Origin of the sequence: Pseudoalteromonas sp. HF66 (assembly GCF_011806445.1) — a bacterium.
Classification (GTDB): domain Bacteria; phylum Pseudomonadota; class Gammaproteobacteria; order Enterobacterales; family Alteromonadaceae; genus Pseudoalteromonas; species Pseudoalteromonas apostichopi.
In genome coordinates this window covers 24,712-45,357 of the sequence record NZ_JAATOU010000006.1, presented here as the reverse complement: position 1 = coordinate 45,357, position 20,646 = coordinate 24,712, and the positions used below count along the sequence as shown (strand labels likewise).

Annotated in this window: 16 protein-coding genes; 10 read left to right on the top strand and 6 right to left on the bottom strand. The window is 41.3% G+C overall.

Annotation, left to right across the window (positions count from 1 at the left end; genetic code table 11):
• Window position 1 precedes the first annotated feature (1 nt).
• Window positions 2-430 (bottom strand): thioesterase family protein, encoded by a 429-nt coding sequence (locus HCZ11_RS07945; protein ID WP_130049573.1) that lies wholly within the window; start codon window positions 428-430, stop codon window positions 2-4.
• A gap of 153 nt (window positions 431-583) precedes the next feature.
• On the opposite strand from HCZ11_RS07945, the gene HCZ11_RS07940 reads away from it, so the two are divergent.
• The 4 genes from HCZ11_RS07940 (at window position 584) to HCZ11_RS07925 (ending at window position 5,320) form a co-directional block, all read left to right on the top strand.
• Window positions 584-790 (top strand): hypothetical protein, encoded by a 207-nt coding sequence (locus HCZ11_RS07940; RefSeq protein ID WP_054562678.1) that lies wholly within the window; start codon window positions 584-586, stop codon window positions 788-790.
• Between the two features lie 61 nt (window positions 791-851).
• Window positions 852-1,904: a DNA polymerase IV gene (dinB, locus tag HCZ11_RS07935; protein ID WP_167658150.1), complete on the top strand. Its 1,053-nt coding sequence runs from the start codon at window positions 852-854 to the stop codon at window positions 1,902-1,904.
• Between the two features lie 106 nt (window positions 1,905-2,010).
• Window positions 2,011-3,693 carry a carbon starvation protein A gene (locus HCZ11_RS07930; protein ID WP_130049571.1) on the top strand — a complete coding sequence of 561 codons (1,683 nt, stop codon included), beginning with the start codon at window positions 2,011-2,013 and terminating at the stop codon, window positions 3,691-3,693.
• Between the two features lie 103 nt (window positions 3,694-3,796).
• Window positions 3,797-5,320, top strand: coding sequence for a leucyl aminopeptidase family protein (locus HCZ11_RS07925; RefSeq protein WP_167658149.1), 1,524 nt, complete (start codon window positions 3,797-3,799; stop codon window positions 5,318-5,320).
• A gap of 58 nt (window positions 5,321-5,378) precedes the next feature.
• On the opposite strand, the gene HCZ11_RS07920 is transcribed toward HCZ11_RS07925, so the two are convergent.
• The gene (locus tag HCZ11_RS07920) at window positions 5,379-7,016 is read right to left on the bottom strand and encodes a methyl-accepting chemotaxis protein (RefSeq protein ID WP_167658148.1); all 1,638 of its coding nucleotides are present in this window, start codon (window positions 7,014-7,016) and stop codon (window positions 5,379-5,381) included.
• Window positions 7,017-7,165: 149 nt separating this feature from the next.
• The gene (locus HCZ11_RS07915) at window positions 7,166-9,391 is read right to left on the bottom strand and encodes a S9 family peptidase (protein ID WP_130049568.1); all 2,226 of its coding nucleotides are present in this window, start codon (window positions 9,389-9,391) and stop codon (window positions 7,166-7,168) included.
• Between the two features lie 112 nt (window positions 9,392-9,503).
• Here HCZ11_RS07915 and HCZ11_RS07910 point away from each other — a divergent pair, with 112 nt between their 5' ends.
• Window positions 9,504-9,908, top strand: coding sequence for an HIT domain-containing protein (locus tag HCZ11_RS07910; RefSeq protein ID WP_167658147.1), 405 nt, complete (start codon window positions 9,504-9,506; stop codon window positions 9,906-9,908).
• A gap of 63 nt (window positions 9,909-9,971) precedes the next feature.
• On the top strand, window positions 9,972-10,721 hold the full coding sequence (locus HCZ11_RS07905; protein WP_167658146.1) for an ABC transporter substrate-binding protein: 750 nt from the start codon (window positions 9,972-9,974) through the stop codon (window positions 10,719-10,721).
• Between the two features lie 74 nt (window positions 10,722-10,795).
• Here the strand turns inward: HCZ11_RS07905 and HCZ11_RS07900 are convergent, their stop codons facing one another.
• Window positions 10,796-12,496, bottom strand: a complete 1,701-nt coding sequence (locus HCZ11_RS07900) for a Zn-dependent hydrolase (protein WP_130049565.1) — start codon at window positions 12,494-12,496, stop codon at window positions 10,796-10,798.
• 271 nt (window positions 12,497-12,767) lie between these two features.
• On the opposite strand from HCZ11_RS07900, the gene HCZ11_RS07895 reads away from it, so the two are divergent.
• On the top strand, window positions 12,768-13,610 hold the full coding sequence (locus HCZ11_RS07895) for an HDOD domain-containing protein (protein WP_058586211.1): 843 nt from the start codon (window positions 12,768-12,770) through the stop codon (window positions 13,608-13,610).
• A gap of 63 nt (window positions 13,611-13,673) precedes the next feature.
• On the opposite strand, the gene rdgC is transcribed toward HCZ11_RS07895, so the two are convergent.
• A complete protein-coding gene (gene rdgC / locus HCZ11_RS07890; RefSeq protein WP_130049564.1) occupies window positions 13,674-14,582 on the bottom strand; it encodes a recombination-associated protein RdgC in 909 nt (302 codons plus the stop codon).
• 90 nt (window positions 14,583-14,672) lie between these two features.
• Complete coding sequence (locus tag HCZ11_RS07885) at window positions 14,673-16,436, bottom strand: sensor histidine kinase (RefSeq protein WP_130049563.1); 1,764 nt, start codon at window positions 16,434-16,436, stop codon at window positions 14,673-14,675.
• A gap of 246 nt (window positions 16,437-16,682) precedes the next feature.
• On the opposite strand from HCZ11_RS07885, the gene HCZ11_RS07880 reads away from it, so the two are divergent.
• The 3 genes from HCZ11_RS07880 to thrB all read left to right on the top strand — a co-directional run bounded on the left by HCZ11_RS07880 (window position 16,683) and on the right by thrB (window position 20,638).
• A complete protein-coding gene (locus tag HCZ11_RS07880) occupies window positions 16,683-17,057 on the top strand; it encodes a response regulator (RefSeq protein ID WP_130049562.1) in 375 nt (124 codons plus the stop codon).
• Window positions 17,058-17,284: 227 nt separating this feature from the next.
• Window positions 17,285-19,702, top strand: a complete 2,418-nt coding sequence (gene thrA / locus HCZ11_RS07875; protein WP_167658145.1) for a bifunctional aspartate kinase/homoserine dehydrogenase I — start codon at window positions 17,285-17,287, stop codon at window positions 19,700-19,702.
• A gap of 9 nt (window positions 19,703-19,711) precedes the next feature.
• Complete coding sequence (thrB, locus tag HCZ11_RS07870) at window positions 19,712-20,638, top strand: homoserine kinase (protein WP_167658144.1); 927 nt, start codon at window positions 19,712-19,714, stop codon at window positions 20,636-20,638.
• The last annotated feature ends 8 nt before the right edge of the window (window positions 20,639-20,646 follow it).

The window sequence follows — 20,646 nt, the reverse complement described above, 5'->3', positions numbered from 1 at the left end:
GTTAATCGCTAGAATGGGCTTTAAGTGCAGTTAATAACTCATCATTTAACTGGGCTTTTTTACCCGTTTTAAAATTAAACATAACCACTTGTGATGAGCCAATTGTTGTTACTGTGTCTTGGCTCTCACTAAATACAGTGTAATGCATCATAAAACGATCTTGTTCAATATCACTAATCTTAACACCAACATGCACTGTATCAGGAAATGTCACCGGACGTTTATAGCGAGCATTGTTTTCGCTGATCACCGGGCCGACACCTGTTACTTGTAAATCTTTAAGAAAGCCTAGTTGAGTAAAAAAATCGATACGGGCTGTTTCAAAGTAGCGAAAATACACCACATTATTGACGTGTTGCAGGGCATCCATTTCACCCCATGCAACATTAATTTTTGTTCTGATAGGATGTTGTTCTATAAACGATTGCATAGTAAATCTTAGTTGATTGTGAGAAAACTTAGGTTAGCAATATGCTGCTTTTAGCTCAAGGAAATTAGAAAAGTCAGTAGATTGTGCTAGATTTATAAGTTCACGCTTACGTAAAGTGTGAGCAAAATGAACACACATTAAAGGACCTTAATTATGCAGCAACTAACCTTGAGGGTGATAAAGTGGATCGCACTTTTCATCTTACTTGCTCTAGCTTTGCTCTGTTATAGCATGGGCACAATGTCAGGATTTATCGCTTTAATTGTCGTGGGCTTGTTATTAGAAGCCGCGTTTTGGTTATTTGGTTCACGGCTTATCAGCCGTAAAAAGCCAAACCAACAAACAAGCCAAACCTCTTAGCTTGCACTCTCAGGAAGTTTAAATATAATAACTGTATATATAAACAGTTGTTATATTCCTGATGAAAAAATTCATTCATATCGATATGGACTGCTTTTATGCAGCTGTAGAGATGCGTGATAACCCCGCGCTTGCCAATGTGCCACTGGCTATAGGCGGTAATAGTCGTCGCGGAGTGCTTTCAACAGCCAACTATATTGCCCGTAAATATGGTGTTCGCTCGGCGATGTCTAACTATCATGCCAAGCAATTATGTCCTGATTTGGTTATCGTGCCTGGACGAATGCAGGTCTATAAAGAAATCTCAACGCAAATTCGAGCTATTTTTGCAAAGTATACTGACCTTATTGAGCCTTTATCTTTAGATGAAGCCTATCTAGATGTAACCGACAGTACTGCTTGTAGGGGCAGTGCTACGCTGATGGCACAGCAAATTCGCCAAGAAATCTATGATACGACGGGGTTAACCGCATCAGCAGGCGTTGCACCGATTAAATTTATTGCCAAAATTGCCAGTGATGAAAACAAGCCTAATGGTCAGTTTGTCGTATTGCCTGATCAAGTTGATGACTTTTTGGCGAGTTTACCGCTTGGCAAAATTCCCGGCGTTGGCAAGGTGACATTAGAAAAGCTGCAACTTAAAGGGCTTTACACAGGGGCTGATGTGCGCGCGAAAGGGGTTAACTGGATGCAGCAACACATTGGTAACTTTGGCGTGTCATTATATCAAAAGTGTGCAGGTGAATACGTTGGCAAAGTCTCGACTGAGCGAGTACGTAAGTCACTCAGTGTTGAGCATACCTATGAATACAATAAAAATAATTTAGACGAGTGTTTAAGCCAGTTACCTCGTTTGATGGACGAATTAACTCGTCGCCTTGATAAACAGCAATTAAGCAACTGCATCAATAAGTTATCGGTAAAAGTAAAATTTGCCAACTTTGTTGTTACCAGTGCCGATCAAAGCCACCACCAATTAGACGAACGCATTTTTTCTGAGTTAATGAGCAAAGCCTATGAGCGAGGTAATAACCAGCCAGTGCGCCTGCTAGGGATAGGTGTCGGAATAAAGAGCCAAGCGCATGAGCATTTTCAGCTGAGTATATTAGACTAAAGGTTAACACCTTGGTGCTTGAAAGTTTGTTAGTGTCTAGTTGGGGTGCTAGGCCTATCTAGTTCAACACCTTAGACAACATTATAACTTAAAAAGAGAGATGACTATGCAATCGGTCGTAATCGTGCTGCTCGGAATAGTCGGTATGTTGTTCGGATGGTTCTTTTATTCGAAATTCATCGCCGAAAAAATATTTAAAATGGATGATAATTTTATCACACCAGCTCATGAACTTGAGGATGGTGTGGATTATGTGCCAACCAACAAAGTTGTGTTATGGGGCCACCATTTCACCTCTGTTGCAGGTGCTGCGCCAATTGTTGGCCCTGCGATTGCCGTATATTGGGGCTGGGTGCCTGCGGTACTTTGGGTGGTATTTGGTACTATCTTTTTTGCTGGTGTTCACGACATGGGGGCTCTATGGGCCAGTGCGCGTAACAAAGGCAAATCAATGGGCGCTTTATCTGAAAGCGTAATCGGTAAACGCACCCGTGCGTTATTTATGATTGTGGTGTTTTTAGTGCTGCTGATGGTGAATGCGGTATTCGGTGTGGTAATAGCCAAATCATTTGTATCACAGCCTAACGCGGTATTCCCTGCTTGGTCAGCGATTGTTGTGGCCTTAGTAATTGGCCAGTTGCTACGCCGTAAAGTGTCGTTAATTCCGCTTTGTTTAATCGGTGTAGCGATTCTTTATTACACCATTTACCTTGGTAGTAGCATGCCGATTGCGTTACCTGATGAAATGTTCGGCTTAAGTGCTAATGCGAACTGGATCATTATCTTATTTATTTATGCGGCTATTGCTTCATTATTGCCGGTATGGATGCTGTTACAGCCACGTGACTTCATCAACGGTATGCAGTTATTAGTGGGATTAGTGCTGCTTTATGGTGCGGTATTTATTTCAATGCCTGATATCACAGCGCCTGCGTTTAATACCCAAACGGCGGTAGATACACCAAGTATTATTCCATTGCTATTCGTGACCATAGCCTGTGGTGCGGTATCTGGTTTCCACGGTATTGTGTCATCAGGTACTAGCTCTAAGCAGCTTAATAAAGAAACTGATGGTCGCTTTGTTGGTTACTTAGGTGCAGTAGGCGAAGGTATGCTTGCGCTTATTACATTGGTTGCAGTAAGTGGTGTTGCACTTGCGGTATCACCAGAAGAATGGCACGAAATATACAGTCACTTAGGTGCCGGTAGTGTGAGCGCCTTCATTAATGGTGGCGCTAACTTAATTGAAAATGGTTGGGGTATCTCACAAGAAGTGGCATCAACCTTACTTGCTGTAATGGTTGTGTTATTTGCGGGCACTACGATGGACTCTGGCGTGCGTCTGCAGCGTTATATCATCCAAGAGTGGGGCGATATTTATAATATCAGTATCATTCGTAACGGTATTGTAGCTACGCTAGTTGCAGTACTTAGCTGTTTATTACTTGCCTTTGGTGCTGGTGGTGCTGACGGTAGCGGCGGTATGATCATTTGGCCGTTATTCGGTTCGACTAACCAAATCCTTGCAAGCTTAACCTTACTGGTTATCTCGGTAATGCTAATTAAAGCGAATCGTCCGGCTAAATACACCTTGATCCCAATGAGCTTCGTATTAGTTATGGCGTTCTTTGCTGGTGTTATCAAACTTGGTGAATACTACCAACAAGGTAACTGGTTACTGGTGACACTTGATTTGTTAGTGCTGGTAGTGAGTGTTCTGGTTATGCTTGAAGCTTGGTCTGTGATTGTTAAACATCGTAAAGATTCAACACAGGTTACAGAGCAGTAAACTTAGCTTGCCAGCCTTATAGTTAGCTATCTTACTCGGCTGGCAATAGCGCTCTAAATCAATGATAATAAGGTCCTATGTTTCTAACAGCAGGACCTTTTTTATGGCATACCCTCATGCAGTTGCAGCCCCTCAATTAGCGGATGCAGATCACGATGCATTGATTATTATCGGTGATGATTTTTCTTCTTTAGCGGACGCAAGCTTAAGCCAAGCTATTAACACTCAACAAGCTGTAGACGCGCGTATTGGCAAACAAGTAACATTACTTGTAGTTGACTCAAAACGTGTTATTTTAGCGCCTACAGGTCCTCTAAACCGTGATTATGATGATGTACGTCGTTACTTTGACGCGGCAAAGCAAGGTGTACTAGAAGCGAAAGCATCGGGTAGCACTCAGCCTGCTATTTTACTTGCAAATGTAAATCAAGACAGCCGTTACAAGCATGCCCTTGAAGTGGCGTATTTAGGTGCTTGCCAAGCGCTGTGGCAACCTCTTGAAGCACGTGAGTTCCACGGTCAGGCGATTGAACCAATCAGCCAAATTAGCCTAGTGGGCGCAGATGACGCGATGAGCAAAGCCCTTAATGCCATTGCAGCAGGTCAATACGCTGCACGTGACTTATGTGGTACAGAACCTGAGCGTATGGCACCACCTCGTTTTGCAGATTATTGCGTTGAGTTATTTGCAGGTAGTAAGGTGTCTGTAGAAGTGATTTCAGATATCAACACCATCGATAAAGATTACCCAATGATGAGCACCGTAGCACGCGCATCTTACGCTGTTGAGCGTCATCACCCACGAGTTGTAAAGCTAGAGTATGTTCCTGAAGGCGACGTTGAGCGCACCTTAATGTTTGTTGGTAAAGGTTTAGTTTACGATACCGGTGGTGCAGACCTTAAAGTGGGTGGCTTTATGGCAGGTATGAGCCGCGATAAAGGCGGTGCAGCTTCGGTTGCAGGTTTTATGAAATCAGTAGCTGACTTTGCTCCTAAAGGCGTAAAAGTAATTGCTTACTTAGCCGTAGTTCGTAACTCAATTGGTTCTGATTGTTTCGTACCGGATGAAATCATTACCAGCCGTGAAGGTGTTCGTGTTCGTATCGGTAACACAGATGCTGAAGGTCGTTTAGCAATGGGCGACTTACTAAGCGAAATGAAAGATCGCGCCCTAAACGAAGTGAACCCTGAGCTATTCACTGTTGCAACTCTAACCGGTCACGCAGCACGTGCGATGGGTCCTTACAGTGCGTATGTTGAAAATGGTCCTGCTCGTGCAGCTAAAATTTCTCGTCAAATTGCTGACCTAGGCGATTTATGGGCTGATGGTGCAGAAGTATCACGCAGCCGCCGTGAAGATTATGACTTCATTCGCCCTCGAACGTTAGCTGACGATGTATTATCAAGTAACAATGCAGCTTCTGCAGTGACAGCTCGTGGTCACCAATTCCCAATGGCATTTTTAGCAATTGTTGGTGGTTTAGATAAACATGGCACTGAATCTGAAAAGCCATTACCGTATGTTCATATGGACATCGCAGGCAGTGGTGTAGAAGGCGGTGATTGGCAACATGGTAAGCCTACCGCAGCAACAGTAAGCAGCTTATTCGCTCGTTATTGTTTATAAGCTAAAAGCTATAAGTTTGAAAAGCCCCGCACAGCTGTGCGGGGCTTTTTTTGTGGTGTTAGTCGAGCTTGAAACGGTTAACGACATCACTTAATGCTTGTGAGCTTTGCTTTAAGTTTTCACTGGCGTTTGAAAGCCCTTCGGTATTCGACAGTGATTGCTCAGTTGATTGCGAAAGCTCATTAATCCGTAAATTAACCTCATCTGCGGCGCTGGTTTGTTGCTCGGTAGCGCGGGCGATTTGGCTGTTCATATCTTTGATAATAGTGACAAGTCGCTCAATCTCACTCAGTGAACTATTTGCTTCACCTGCCTGTGAAACGGTTTCGCTTGATAATTGTTGGCTTGCCGATACAGCATCAACAGCAGCTTGTGCGCCGGTTTGTAGTTTACTGATCATGGCTTGAATTTCGTCAGTACTTTTACCTGTGCGACTTGCTAATGTACGTACTTCGTCAGCTACAACAGCAAAGCCTCGACCTTGCTCGCCAGCACGAGCCGCTTCAATAGCAGCGTTGAGTGCCAGTAAGTTGGTCTGCTCTGCAATGCTGCGGATAACATCAAGTACTGAGCCTATGTTGTTACTCTCTGCAGCGAGGTCGGCTGTTACCTTACTAACTTGTTCAATATTATGCGACAGGGTCTCAATGGCGGTAATGGTCTTGTTAAGAACCTGCTTACCCGCTTCTGCATTTTGCGCGGCTTCATTAGCGGCATGCTCAGCTTGATCGGCATTTTGACTGACATCGTGAATTTGATGAGTCATTTGTTCCATTGCGGTTGCTACTTGAGTCGAGCTGTCGTTTTGTAGCTCAATAAAAGAGTGATTTGTTTTACTGGCATCATCAACGCTATGGGCAAACTGATTTACTTGATCTGCATTGTGGGCAACATGTTTCAGTGACTCACGCATTTTTGCGGTGTACAAATTAAAGTAGCGCGATAAACGAGATACTTCATCATTGCCATTTTCATCAAGCTCTTGGGTTAAGTCGCCTTCACCTTGTGAGATGTCTTTCATCATGTCGGCAGCAAGTTGTGTCGGTCGAAGAATGCTATTGGCAATTAGGTAGCTTAGCGCAACTAGTAGGGCAATGATCACTAGCGCGGTAATAATCACATGATTACGTAGCGAAGAGAATGCCTCTTCAATGGTATCGATGTAGACACCAGAGCCTACAATCCATTGCCATTTATCAAAGCCTTTTACGTAGGCAATTTTATCAACTGGCTCGTCTTTACCTGGCTTTGGCCATTTATAAGGAATAAAACCTTCACCTTGTTTTTTGACAATATTAACCATGTTGACAAATAACGGCACGCCGTCTGGATCTTTACTGCCGGCTAGTGATTTACCATTTAATTCGGGCTTAAATGGGTGCATGACCATAACGGGTTGATAATCATTAATCCAAAAGTAATTGTTATCGTCGTAACGAAGTGCAGAAATTGTTTCGAGGGCTGCTTGTTTGGCTTGTTGTTCACTCAGCTTACCTTGCTCGAATAAAGCATAGTTATGCTCGATAATAGAGTGAGCAGACTCAACAAGGTTTTTGGTTTTTATGTATTGCTCTTGTTTTAGCGAGCTAAACTGCTGCATCAAACTTGAGACACTCAAAAATATTAAACCTATCACTACCACACTCACTAACATGGCGAGGCGCTGAAAGATCGTAAAACGGCGTAAGTAATTCATGTGTATTCCTTCGTCATGCTCTTAAGAGCAATGTATTAAGCGTAGCCAAAATAGGTCGAAAATCTAGTTAAATAGTAGAATACATTGAGACAAAAAAAAGGCTGATTTAACAATCAGCCTTTAGTCTAAGTTACCGAAATTAAAAGTGATTACTCAACGTTAAAGTGTCGGTTAAAGAAACTTGTGATAGTTTGGTGTAAGTGCGTTTGTACGCTTTTGCCACGTAAACTGTGTTTTGAGCCTGGGTAAGTCATCATTTCGAACTGCTTTTCTTGATCTTGCAGTTGTTTGAATAACTTAGTGGCATGAGTGAATAACACGTTATCATCAGCCATCCCGTGATAAATCATCAGCGGGCCTTTTAAACCTTCAGCATAAGGGAAAACAGCACTTGCTTCGTAACCTTTAGCATTCGTTGCAGGGTGACCTACATAACGCTCTGTGTAGTGAGTGTCGTAGAGTGCCCAATCAGTTACTGGCGCTCCAGAAACACCCGCTTTGAAGTAATCGCCCGCTTTAAACATGGTCATAAGCGCCATGTAACCACCGTAGCTGTGGCCATAAATGCCAATACGCTCAGGATCAACGTAATCAAGGGTACGTAAAAACTCAACGCCTTTGATTTGATCTGCTACTTCTGCAACACCTAAATGTTTATAAATTACGTCTTCAAACTTTTTACCACGGTTGTATGAACCACGGTTATCAAGTTGGAAAATAACATAGCCTTGTTGTGCCATGTACTGGAAGTACAAGTTTTTACTACGCCAGCTGTTCGTTACACGTTGGGCATGAGGACCGCCGTAAACGTTAACAATAACCGGGTGCTTTTTACCATCTTGGTAATTAGTTGGCTTGAATAAACGATAATGCATGATTTGCCCGTCTTCAGCCGTTAACGTGCCGTACTCTGGAGTGATTAAATCAGCTAGGTAAGGCGTTAATGGGTGTGATTTATCTAACTTGTTTTCTTCAAGCCAAGTGATAAATTCGCCATTAATTTTACGTAATGCCGCAGAGCCAGGCTTATTCACTGATGAGCTGTTATCGATAAAGGTTTTGTTATCTTTAGCAATTACTACATTGTGGTAAGCACCAAGCTCAGTTACACGTTTAATTTCGCCTTTTTTGAATAGCGGTACGCTGTAAAGGTGGCTCTCGAGAGCTGTGTCTTTACGACCCGCAAAATAAACGATGCCTTTTTTCTCGTCGATACCTTTTAAGCTATCAACTACCCATTCACCTTGGGTGATTTGACGGATCATTTCACCGTTTGTGCGATATAAATAAAGGTGTTTAAAACCGTCGCGCTCAGATGCCCAAACAAAATGTTTTTTATCGTTTAAGAACTGCAAATCAAAGTGCAGGTTAATCCAAGTATCGCTGGTTTCTTTTAGGGCAACTGTTTGCTTTTTAGTTTCGCTATTATAAAAACGTAATTCTAAGTTATGTTGCGAGCGGTCTTGCCACTGGTAAGAAAGCGTTTTGTTATCTTTTAACCATTTAGCTCTGGCAATATAAATATCTTGCTCGTCGCCTAAATCAACCCAGTCGGTTTTTTGATTGTTGATGCTCACAACACCTAACTGGATTTTAACGTTGTCGGTACCAGTAAACGGGTAGCGTTGGTTGAAAAGCTTTACTTCATCAGCGTAAATTTCATTACGAATAGCTTCTTTTACTGGGCTCTCATCAACACGGGTATAAGCGATTTTAGATTCATCACCTGACCACCAGTAGCCAGTCATACGGCCCATTTCTTCTTGCGCAACAAACTCGGCCATACCATTTTTAATTACGCCGCCGCCATCTTTACTTAATTGGATTTCTTGACCCGTCTTTAAGTTAAGAGCGTACAGGTTTTGCTCACGAATAAATGACACATAGTGCCCTTTTGGTGAGAAACGCGCATCGGTTTCAAATGCTTCTGTGTCGGTTAATTTACGGCTTTTAGCTGAATTAAGCTCATAATAGTAAAGGTCGCCATTAAGCGGGAATAAAAGCGCTTTACCGTCTTTTGACCACTTATATTCTAAGATCCCTTTGCCGAAAATACGCTGGCGCTCACGGCGTGCTTTTTCTTCGTCAGATAAGTTTTCAGGGCCAGAAAATAGTGCTGCAGAATCAACTAATAGGCGGTTTTTGTTATCTTTTAAATTGTACTCCCATAAGTCGTAGCGGTTGTAATCATCCGTTTTACCTTGCAGGTAAGTTACACGACTGCCGTCTGGAGAAAATTTAAGTTGTACAGGGGCTTTGCCTGCTAAGCTTGGATCGTCAAAAATACGTTCAAGAGTGAGGGGGTCAGCGGTCACACTGAATGCTGTTGCCACGACTGGCAAAGCAAGTGAGAGAGATTTAATTTTTTTTAGCACAGGAGTACCTTCGCTCGAATAAAAACTGCAACGATGGTAATGGTAAGCTTAGTCAACTGCAACAAAATGCTATAAAGTAGGGTATGTTTACCCAATATCAAAGGATTTATTGATGAAAAATACTGACACGCCGTTTTCTTTGGCCCCAGAATTACAACGCGACTGCATCGAACTTGCTGATTGGCCACTGTGTAAAGTATTGCTGATGAATGATAGCCAATACCCTTGGTTTATTTTAGTGCCAAGAGTCGCTGGTGTTAAAGAAATTATTGATCTTTCTGAAGAACTACAAATTACCTTATTACAAGAATCGGGCAAACTCAGTAAACTATTACAACAGGTATTCAACCCAGACAAACTAAATGTGGCGGCATTGGGTAACATGGTGCCGCAATTACATGTTCATCATATTGCACGTTTTACAGCCGATGCGGCTTGGCCAACACCAGTTTGGGGAAAATTACCCGCAGTGCCTTACACTGATGAACAAATTTCCGCATTAAAAGCGCATTTTTAAACTATTTGTTCTAGTAAGATTGGACTAAGCTAAATGAGTGATGCGTAAAGGGGTACAGAATAAATGAAACACACAGTGTTTGCCATGTTGCTTATTCTGAGCTCTTTTTCGTGTTTAGCAAAAAGCTATTACTTTGTTGGTAGTCATTTTCCTGCGATTTTAGAACAAGAGCAGCAGGGCACAGTGGTTGGCTTAGGTGCCGATATTGCCCACGAAATTTGCAGGCGTTTAGGGCACGAGTTGGTTATCGATATCATGCCACTAAAACGCGCTTTAAAAATGGTAGAGCAAGGTCAAGCTGATGCCATTATAGGTCCTTACAAATCTATTATACGTCAGCAGTATATGCAATTTAGTGACTTACCTTTTTACGAAGACCCGATTGTTTTATATACCAAAAAGAACAATGATGTGACTTGGGTTGGAAACTTTGCCAGTTTACGAAAAGATATTATTGGTACCATTCGAGGTTGGAACTATGGTCCTGAATTTAAACGTAACGAGGCAAATTTATCGCTATCTGAAGTGGGTAATGTGCGGGCTAGTTTTTTACAGTTGATGCATAACCGAGTTGATTTAATACTTACCCATCCTCGCGCAGCAATGCCTGTGATCGAAAGCTTAGGTATCGATGATAAAGTCATAATGTTATCGCCGCCGGTGACGGTTAATCAGGGCTACTACGGCTTTAGTAAGCAACGCGAACTCGATGAATTTATTGAAGCTTTTAATACTGAGTTTCAAAAGATGCTGATCAACGGGGATATTGTAGAGCTAAACTCCAAATATGGTTTGAACTTCATCGCACACTAGTCGTGTTTTACTAGGGGTCAGGCAATAAAAAACGCTGCAATTGCAGCGTTTTTAATATTAAAGAAGCATTAACCTTAAAGGCCTAATACTTCTTTACCTTGTTTGAAAGTAACATCAACAGGGATGTTAGCTTGGCTTAGTTTTTCTAAGTCTTTAGCTAGTTCAGCTTTGATATCGCCATGAGTTGCGATTAGCTGATCAACTTTTTGGTAATCACCGTCACCTTGAATAGTAAGGATTAGGTTAGATAGTTTCTCCATTGCTTGACTCATTTTCTCCATGTTAACGCTGTATAAGCCGTCAGCATTTTTAGAGAAGGCGCCTTCTTCAGCGAAGAAGTTAAAGCGGATCATGTTCGCTTTACCGTGTGCGCTTGATGCACCAAAACGCACTGAGCGGAAGATACCGGCCATAAAGGTGATGTAGTAATCTTCTAATGTGCCCTCTGTGATCTCACCTTTCTTAAGCAATTGCTCAACCATGTAAAGACCTAAGATATCCGCTTTACCTTCTTCAAGGGCACTTGCATGCTCTTGGAGTGATTGGCGAACAGTTCCTTTACCAGTGATCGTGTTTTTAATACCTAAACCGTGCGCTACTTCGTGGAACATAGTGTTTGCGAAGAAAGCATCAAAGGTAATGTGTTTACGTTGTTCAGGAACAATTAACTGCTCTGAAATTGGCACTAAGATTTTATCGAATTTAGCGCGCATTGCGTTTTTAAGCTGTAAACGACGTGTGCCTTTTTCTAGCTGTACTTGTTCATCATTTGGCAGGTTGATAGCAATTGTTTTACTACCTGCATTTGAGTGGCCTGCGTAATACACAACATCATAAGCATTTAGGTCAGCATCAGAGCCAGGGACTTCTTGTTTGTATTTTTCGTCTACAGGTAAACCTTTTTGTAGCTCAGGTAAGAAAGCGGCAAATTTAGCTAAGCGCTCGCTCCATGCTAAATCTTTAATAAGTACATAAGATTCATACGCTGCACGGTAACCGAATAGTTGATCTTCATAAGTTTCGATAGGACCAATAACCACGTCAATTGGATTATTCTTCATATCCATCCATGCAAAATCAGAAGGTTGGAAGTCATCACTTACTAGTGCTTCTGCGCGCATGCTAAGATAGTTAGCGAATTCTTTGTCATCAGCAAGCGTACTTGCTTCACGTAACAAGTTAGCTGCTTTTTCAAGTTCTTGTGCGTACTCAACTGAGTAAGCCACACTGTAAAGCTGGCCTTTTTCGTCACGTTTTATCACCGAATAAAGACCTGTTTTGTCATCAACCGTTGCGTTGTTTAACTCTTCTTTAGTGATATCGCTTGGATAAAATTCAGCACCTAGTGGTTTTTCTTCATAGCCCGATAAGAAAACTTGGTCGCCGTTTAAGCGATCCCAAGGGCCATAGTTGATATCTGCAAACTTCTGAACTTTTTCATCATTAATTTTTGCAAGGAAAGCGTCTTTGTTATCACCAAATGCTTGACGCCAGAATAGCTCATCCATAATTTTTGATGCATCAATTAATTTGCCAACCATTTGCTTTTGGTTGTCGCTTAAATGGCTTAGGTCAGAAGTAAGCGTGAAGTCTGTGTATATGTCTAAACGGCTTTTCTCTGCATTGATTAGTTGTGGGTTGTTTTGTTCAGTACTTTGTTTTGTTTGCTCTGCAGCAGGCTTAGTTTGAGAAGTGCTAGCTTGCTCGTCAGAACATGCACCAAGAAAAACAGCACCTGATAAGATAAGTGCTTGGCTAATTTTATTTAATGTCATTTTTTTGCCCGTTAAAAAGTGAGAGTCATTGCTTAGAAAACGAAAAGTCTATGCATTAAAGCAAACCTGACATATATATGGCAAGTTTACTACGCTAGAAGCAATATTTATTTATGAGTTAGGAAGTTAAAAAATATAAAAATAGATAATTTCTGTGAATTTCTTAACTTTAGCGCTAAGTTAGACAATACTAAAACTATAACTAATCTAATAATGTCAGTCATTAGTCTGTCTTTGTTTGGGCGGGCTAATCCAAGAGGATGGCACACATATGTCAACAGAAAATGCATTACTGACCATATTGGTCGACAGAATAAATAACGACACTTTAGTGTTACCTACCTTACCGGAAGTTGCAGTAAAGGTTAGGCAAGCCGCGGATAACCCCGAGGTAAACTTGATGGATATGGCAGATGTCATTTCTCATGATCCAGCATTATCAGCACGAATGATCAAAGTTGCGAATAGTGCATTTATGGGGCGCTCAGTTAAAGTCACAAATCTACACCAAGCGGTAACACGAATTGGTCTTCGTCAAATCAAAAACATTGCTACCGCAATGGCAATGGAACAGCTGTTTGTATCGCACAATGAGCTGATCAAAGGCTATATGGACAAGGCATGGCAAAAAACGCTTAAAGTAGCGTGCCACTCAATTACCTTAATGGACTTCTTTTTACGCAGAAACAAGCAAACCTCGCTTAATCGCGACACAATCACCTTAGCGGCATTAGTTTATAACATTGGTGTACTGCCAATTTTAACTGAAGCCGAAAAGCACCCAGAGGTGTTCGCAAACCCAAGCTTCCTTGCACATGCTATCCAAAAATTAGGTGGTAAAGTAGGTGGTGCAATTATGCGTGCTTGGGGCTTTACTGATGAGTTTGTAGAAGTTGCTGAAAGTTGGGCAAATCCAAACTATCGTCCAGAACATATCTGCTATGTTGATTTCATTCGTATTGGCGCAATTTTAGAAGGGATTTTACAGGTTTCTGATAAGTCTGCAGCATTACAAACCTACATGGATAAAGGCGTGATTGAATCACTTGATATGTTCAGTGAAGATGAATATCACGATATGCTTAACGAAGTAAAAGCGATTTTTACTGACTAATTTAAACAAAAAGCGCGACTTAGTTAGTCGCGCTTTTAGTGTTAATTAACCTAAGAGTTAATTTTATAAATCTTCCTTGTCGCCTAAGCCTTGAGTCAGCTCTTCTAGCATTTGCTTAATTTCTTCTGACGCTAAGATAAAGTCAGCATCAAGTTTTACTGCCATATCTTCTTTTGGAATGTCAGCGTTTTCTTCTTTTAGTGTTTCTGAGTAGCTTAAACGTTTAATCGAGCCATCGTTTTGCAGCATGAATTTGACGCGCTCTTGCCAATCAAGAGCAAGCTTAGTTACACGCTTACCATTTTCTAAATGAGACTTAACTTCGTCACATGATAAATCATGGCCTTTTAATTTAACCTGAGCGCCACTGTCATCTGCTTCTTCAAGTTCTGCATCGTTACCGATTGAAAAGCCTTCAGGCGTACTGAAATTAGTTAACCAATCAGTTAAAAATACATCTAAATCATAATTAGCAAATGCAGGTACGACAGGAAGTGTGCCAAGTGATTTACGAAGTAGGGCTAAAAGCTCTTCTGCTTTATTAAAGCTTGCGCTGTTAACAACAACCCAGCCATTCTTTTGGTCGATAAACGCAAACTGTAGGCTCGATTTTTTGAATGCTTGAGGTAGTAACGTGTGTAGAATATTTTCTTTTAGTTCGTCTTTTTCTTTTTTCTTAACTGGGCGGTTTTCTTCCGCTTCTATTTGCTCAACTTTTTCTGCAACCATTTCATTGATAACGGCAGCTGGCAGCACTTTTTCTTCACGCTTTGCGCATACTAAAATGCTGTCTTGAGAGAAGTGAGACAGGGTTTGCCCATGCTTACCAAACGCTTTTGTCCAACCAAAAGTTGAAAGCTCTTGGCCGGTACATGAACGAAACAGGTCTTGCTCTAGGGCTTTGTCGAAGTCTTCTTGAGAGTATGAAACGTCTTGTTTAAAACGGTAACAGATAAGGTTACTAAACCACATAATTAGGCTAATCCTTTCAATAAATTTGCCCAATCATAGCAATAAAAAACTGATGCCGAAATGAATCATTTCGGCATCAGCTCTATTTGCTTATGAGTTAAACATTGAAAGAGGTTTTGGCATGTTTTTCGGAAAACTAATATGGTAGTGCAAGCCTTTACCGACTTCGCTTGATACCTCAATATCGCCACTTAGGGTTTGTTTAACGAGGTTAAAGGTAATATGTGTGCCCAAACCACTGCCGCCTTGGTCGCGTTTAGTAGTAAAGAATGGGTCGAAGAGCTTTTCTAATTGCTCTTTTGATACGCCATTACCATTGTCTTTAAAGTCGATGACAACTTCGTCATCTTCTTCTTTGATAACAATATCAATAACACCACTTTCAATACCTTCAAAACCATGAATGAGTGAGTTCATAATCAAGTTTGTGAAAATTTGGCTGATAGCACCCGCAGGTAGGTTAAGCGTTAAATCATCAGGGCAATCTAAATTAATGTGATGCGATGTTTTTTTGAGTTTTGGATGTAAAGAGCGGATCACTTCACCTAAATACTCTTTAAAATTAATTGTTCGTACCGCTTCACTGGCTTGGTCTACTGCAATTTGCTTGAAGCTTGCAACCAGCTCAGAAGCACGGTCTAAGTTACTGGTGAGTAAGCTGGTGCTTTGTTTAGCATCATTAATAAATTCTTCCAGTGCTTTTGGCGACAGAGTCTTATCTTTGTAAGCTGCTTCAATTTGGTCTAAGCGCTCTTGTAAAAAGGAAGTTGCAGTAACACCAATCCCAATAGGTGTATTAACATCATGAGTAATACCTGCAACTAAGCCGCCTAATGCAGCCATTTTTTCTGAGCCTACTAAGCGCTCTTGTGCCATATTAAGTTCATCAAGGTAGCGTTGTAACTCAGTTTGCTTAGTTATTAGCTCTTGTTCAGTTTGCTTACGTAAATCGATTTCTTCAGTAAGTGTTAGCTTTTGTTTTTCAAGCTCGTATTTTTGTTGCTGCAAGTCCATCATAGCTTGGCTTAGGTTTGATGTTTTGCGTGCGACTTCTTGTTCTAACTGCAAGTTATGTTGGTCGAGCTTTTCATTACTTATCAAAAGTTCTTTTTGGGTATGTTCGAGCTCTTCACGGTAAAGTACCACTTTATCAATTAAGCGGTTGAAAGATTCTTCCATTACTTTTAATTCGTTATGCTCAACGGTTTTGATCTCGATATGGCGACCTTCTAAGTCGTTTAGTTCTAGATCTTCAATTTGTTCTGTGAACTGTGCCAATGGCTCGGTTAAGCGCTTTCTAAATGCGAGTAAGAAAAGAATGATCAAAAAGGTGGTTTTGATCATCGCATTTCCGATTAAAAAATAGATAGAAATCATGATGCGGCTAAATACCACTTCACGGCTTGAGAATAGGGTTACGTCGCCTACTTGGGTTGTTTTACCCGAGAATTCAAAAATAAGTGGGAATGTATAACCAAATAAACCCGACGGCGTATCTTCGATAATTGCTTCTTCTTGAACTAACTGTTGACTGTAAAGCTCATGAATATCTAACGAACGCCCTAATTGTGAGAGTACCTCACCACTATCATCACGCACAATAATGCCTTCGATCATAGGGATTGCCAGTAGGCCCTCAGCCGTCGTGATGGTTTGTTTATCGTTCAGTTCCCAAATTGCACGGGTTAAACTACGGCTAAATGTTTTTTGTAAAGTAGTTAACTCGTCGCGAATGTAATCTTTTGTATTAACGTACTCAGCAATAACCTGTCCACACGTCACCACGAAGGTTAGTAAAAAGTAGACAGAGAGCACATTTGTTAATAATTCTTTTGACAGGCTTTTTTGTAGCATGGAATATCCATAGCTCCTTGGTGACAATTGTAATACATTCAGCTAGTTCTAAAGTTAGCTAATAAATGGTTAAAAAGAAATAAATATATCCTTTTTTACTGGAACATTTATAAATTGTTAGTATTTTTTGAAAAAGCTTAGCCTTACTGCGCTTTAAAAATTGTGTTATAAATTTATTTCACCTTTAACTTTTTTAACATTAGCCTTTTTTAATGTTGTATTTGCTACAGCAAAGATTTTTATTTCATGAATAATCCTAATTTTTCAGTACTGGTCTGTGATGACTCAAATATTGCCCGCAAGCAGGTAGTGCGCTGTTTAGGGGATTGCTTGAATGCAGATATTCAACAAGCAACCAATGGGCGTGAAGCACTTGCGTTACTGCGCGAACATAATTTTGATCTACTCTGTTTAGATTTAACCATGCCTGAACTGGATGGAGTCGCTGTGCTTGAATCTATTAAAGCAGAGAAAATAGAATGCTTTGTAATAGTTATTTCGGCTGATATTCAGACTGAAATGAAGCAAAGAGTAGTAAAGTTGGGCGCCATTGATTTCATTGATAAACCAATAGATCTTGTTCGTCTAAAAGCAACTTTGCATAAATTTGGTATTCATTAATCTTTTAAATAACACAAACGCATAATTTATCTTTTCTTTAAGGGTTGACAGCCTGACTACATTTAAGGCAGTCTAGAGTCTATGAAAACATTTAATCACGCAACGACCATTATTATTACAACCATCATCCTTACTGGATAGTGGCATAGGTCGGTGTAACAAATTTATAGGCCTGTGTTCACTAGAACACAGGCCTTTTTCGTTTATGGAATGAGGAAACATAAATAATGCGAGTATTAAAATTTGGTGGGTCGTCCTTGGCCGACTACGCATGTTTGCAACAGGTAGCTCAGTTAGTCAAAGAAGAATTACGCGATGAAATGCTGTTAGTGCTATCAGCTCCAGGTGGTATGACTGATTCATTAGTCGCGTTAGCAAGTACTGCAGAACATGGGCAGGACTTTAGTGAGCTATGGCAAGCATTGGTTGCGCGCTGTGAACAACTAAAAGCTGCTGTTGAAGCTGATTTTGGTCAGGTAGCAAGTTGGCCTAACTTGAATGAACTGAAGAATAAACTTGATGGTGTTGCACTTTTAAAGTGCTGCCCAGACCAAGTACGTGCCTATACTATTAGCTTTGGTGAGCGCGTAAGTGTTGCTTTGATGGAGTGCATGCTTAAACAAAGCAATGCTCGCTATCTAGAAGCGACTGATTGTATTGCCTCTGTGGGCGGCTACATTGATGCTGAAGCTGAATTGGCTGCAAGTAAGTTGCGTTTTCAAGAAGCACTAAAAGCTGCACCGAGCACTATTTATATCATGCCGGGCTTTACTGCTGCTAACGAACAAGGTGAGCTAACAACACTTGGTCGAAATGGCTCAGACTACTCAGCGGCAATTGCTGCAGCATGTTTAGAAGCCGATGTATGTCAGATCTGGACTGATGTTGATGGCGTTTTTAATGCTGATCCGCGTTATATCAAAAAAGCGTCTAAGGTTGATTCACTATCATATAAAGAAGCGATGGAGCTTTCTTATTTTGGGGCGAAGGTATTGCACCCGAAAACGATTTTACCTTGTGCCAAAGCGGGTGTGCCGTGTGAGATCAAAAATACACATAATCCACGTGCTGAAGGCTCAGTGATCAGTAACGACAGTGTATCTAACGAGCCTGTTAAAGCGCTATCAAGTCTACAAAACCTTGCTATGTTAACTGTTTCAGGCCCAGGTATGAAAGGTAAAGTGGGCATGGCATCAAAAGTATTTAATGCACTTGCTCATGACAATGTTTCAATTGTTTTAATCACTCAATCTTCATGTGAATTTAGCATCAGTTTTTGTGTTCATGAAAGCGACCTATCGCTTGCCCTTGAAGCACTTCAGACTGCTTTCGAATTAGAATCACAAGCTGGCCTAATCGAACCAGTTCAAGTGCAGCGTAACCTTGCTATTGTCACTTTAGTAGGCGATAACATGCGTGCTCACAAAGGGTTAGCGGCTAAGTTCTTTGCTTCGTTAGCACAAGCGCAGGTTAACATTGTTGCAATTGCACAAGATTCCACTGAAAGTGCAATTTCAGCGGTCATCGACGGTGAGTTTTGCAACGACGCTGTAAAAGTTTGCCATGAGAATTTCTTTACCCACATTCCTTCAATTGATGTTTTTTTACTTGGTTGTGGTTTGGTTGGTCAAGAGCTTATTCAGCAGTTACAACGCCAACAAGCATGGCTTGAAAAACGTAACATCAAGCTGAACTTGTACGGTGTTGCTAACTCAAGACAGCTTTATCTAGATAGTGAAGGCATCGCTTTTGATGGCTGGCAAGACAAACTAGCCGAGTCAGAACAAGCATTTGATTTAAATCTGGTTGAGCAATTTGTAAAACAAAACCATTTAATCAACCCTGTGATAGTTGACTGTAGTTCGGCCGATAAGCTTGCTGGACAATATGTAGATTTCTTGAATGCCGGTTTTCATGTGGTTGCGGCGAATAAAAAAGCCAATACTAGCTCGTATGCTTACTACCAAGATTTAGTAGCAGCAACACAACAGAATAACCGTAAGTTTTTATACGAAACAAACGTAGGTGCAGGCTTACCTGTACTTGATAACCTGAAATCACTATTTGGTGCCGGTGATGAACTCATTAAATTCAGCGGTATCTTGTCGGGTTCATTATCGTATATGTTTGGTGCGCTACAAGATGGTTTATCTCTTAGCGAAGCAACATTAAAAGCAAAAGAAAGTGGATTTACAGAACCAGATCCGCGTGATGATTTATCAGGTACTGATGTTGCTCGAAAACTACTGATCATTGCTCGTGAGTCGGGTCTTGAGTTAGAACTAAGCGATATTGAAGTTGAATCAGTTTTACCTTTAGGGTTTGCAGAAGATGATTCTGTAGCCGATTTCATGGCAAAACTACCATCACTTGATGCGCAGTTTAACGACCGCATTCAAAGTGCTGCAAGTGAAGGTAAAGTACTTCGTTATGTGGGCACTATTGAAAACGGTCAATGTAAAGTAGGCATTGAAGCCGTAGATAGTAGCCATGCTCTTTACGATATCCGTGACGGTGAAAATGCATTGGCAATCTTAAGTCAATATTATCAACCACGTCCGTTTGTGATTCGTGGTTATGGCGCAGGTGCTGAAGTAACGGCTGCAGGCGTATTTGCTGATATCTTAAAAACGTTAACACGTTAGGAGCTGGTCATGATCCGTGTATATGCACCCGCTTCAATCGGGAATTTTGCTGTCGGCTTTGATGCACTAGGTGCCGCACTGGCACCTATCGATGGCACCTTATTAGGTGATGTTGTAGAGGTTAGTGCCGCAGAGCAAGATACTTTTGTATGCTCTGGCGACTATGCCAGTAAATTGCCTGCAAATGCTGAAGAAAACTTAGCTTATCAATGTTTAATTCACTTTAAAGAGCACGTTGCGCCGACTATGTCAGCAGTAAAGCTTGAGCTTAAAAAGAATCTACCGATTGGCTCTGGTTTAGGTTCAAGTGCTTGTTCTGTAGTGGCTGCGTTCGCGGCCCTCGATAAGTTCGCCGAAACGAATTTATCCCAAGAGCAACTTATCGAGTTGATGGCTGACTTTGAAGCCATTGTTAGTGGCGGCCGTCATTACGATAACATCACGCCGTGTTATTTAGGTGGTTTGCAATTAACGGGTGAACTCATTCCGAACAAGTCAATTTCGTTACCTGTTGATAATCAATGGTATTACGTAGCGGCTTTCCCTGGTTTTTCACTGAATACCGCAAAAGCGCGTTCGGTCTTGCCAACGCAATTATCAATGCACGACAGTGTTGAATTTGCACAGCGGCTTTCTGCGTTTAGTAGCTTATTGCTCACTGGCCGTTTTGATGCTGCACTATCAATTATGTCTGATGAAATAGCCGAACCGTATCGTGCACCGCTTATTCAAGGCTTTGTCGAAGCGAAAAGTGCTTTACCAGAGCTTGGCGCTGAAATTGTCAGTATTTCAGGTGCTGGGCCAACATTATTTACCGTGTGTAAGAGTCTTGAAGCTGCACAAAAGTGTGCTGCGTGGCTGAATGATAATTACATTAATGAGCAGGGCTTCTGCCATATCTGCCAACTTGATCAACTTGGCACGCGACAGCTTTAAAGAATTTA

What these genes read in the sequence shown, in the direction of transcription:
- HCZ11_RS07945 (WP_130049573.1), bottom strand. Translation starts at nt 430, where the DNA reads ATGCAATCGTTTATAGAACAACATCCTATCAGAACAAAAATTAATGTT.
- HCZ11_RS07940 (WP_054562678.1), top strand. Translation starts at nt 584, where the DNA reads ATGCAGCAACTAACCTTGAGGGTGATAAAGTGGATCGCACTTTTCATC.
- dinB (WP_167658150.1), top strand. Translation starts at nt 852, where the DNA reads ATGAAAAAATTCATTCATATCGATATGGACTGCTTTTATGCAGCTGTA.
- HCZ11_RS07930 (WP_130049571.1), top strand. Translation starts at nt 2,011, where the DNA reads ATGCAATCGGTCGTAATCGTGCTGCTCGGAATAGTCGGTATGTTGTTC.
- HCZ11_RS07925 (WP_167658149.1), top strand. Translation starts at nt 3,797, where the DNA reads ATGGCATACCCTCATGCAGTTGCAGCCCCTCAATTAGCGGATGCAGAT.
- HCZ11_RS07920 (WP_167658148.1), bottom strand. Translation starts at nt 7,016, where the DNA reads ATGAATTACTTACGCCGTTTTACGATCTTTCAGCGCCTCGCCATGTTA.
- HCZ11_RS07910 (WP_167658147.1), top strand. Translation starts at nt 9,504, where the DNA reads ATGAAAAATACTGACACGCCGTTTTCTTTGGCCCCAGAATTACAACGC.
- HCZ11_RS07905 (WP_167658146.1), top strand. Translation starts at nt 9,972, where the DNA reads ATGAAACACACAGTGTTTGCCATGTTGCTTATTCTGAGCTCTTTTTCG.
- HCZ11_RS07900 (WP_130049565.1), bottom strand. Translation starts at nt 12,496, where the DNA reads ATGACATTAAATAAAATTAGCCAAGCACTTATCTTATCAGGTGCTGTT.
- HCZ11_RS07895 (WP_058586211.1), top strand. Translation starts at nt 12,768, where the DNA reads ATGTCAACAGAAAATGCATTACTGACCATATTGGTCGACAGAATAAAT.
- rdgC (WP_130049564.1), bottom strand. Translation starts at nt 14,582, where the DNA reads ATGTGGTTTAGTAACCTTATCTGTTACCGTTTTAAACAAGACGTTTCA.
- HCZ11_RS07885 (WP_130049563.1), bottom strand. Translation starts at nt 16,436, where the DNA reads ATGCTACAAAAAAGCCTGTCAAAAGAATTATTAACAAATGTGCTCTCT.
- HCZ11_RS07880 (WP_130049562.1), top strand. Translation starts at nt 16,683, where the DNA reads ATGAATAATCCTAATTTTTCAGTACTGGTCTGTGATGACTCAAATATT.
- thrA (WP_167658145.1), top strand. Translation starts at nt 17,285, where the DNA reads ATGCGAGTATTAAAATTTGGTGGGTCGTCCTTGGCCGACTACGCATGT.
- thrB (WP_167658144.1), top strand. Translation starts at nt 19,712, where the DNA reads ATGATCCGTGTATATGCACCCGCTTCAATCGGGAATTTTGCTGTCGGC.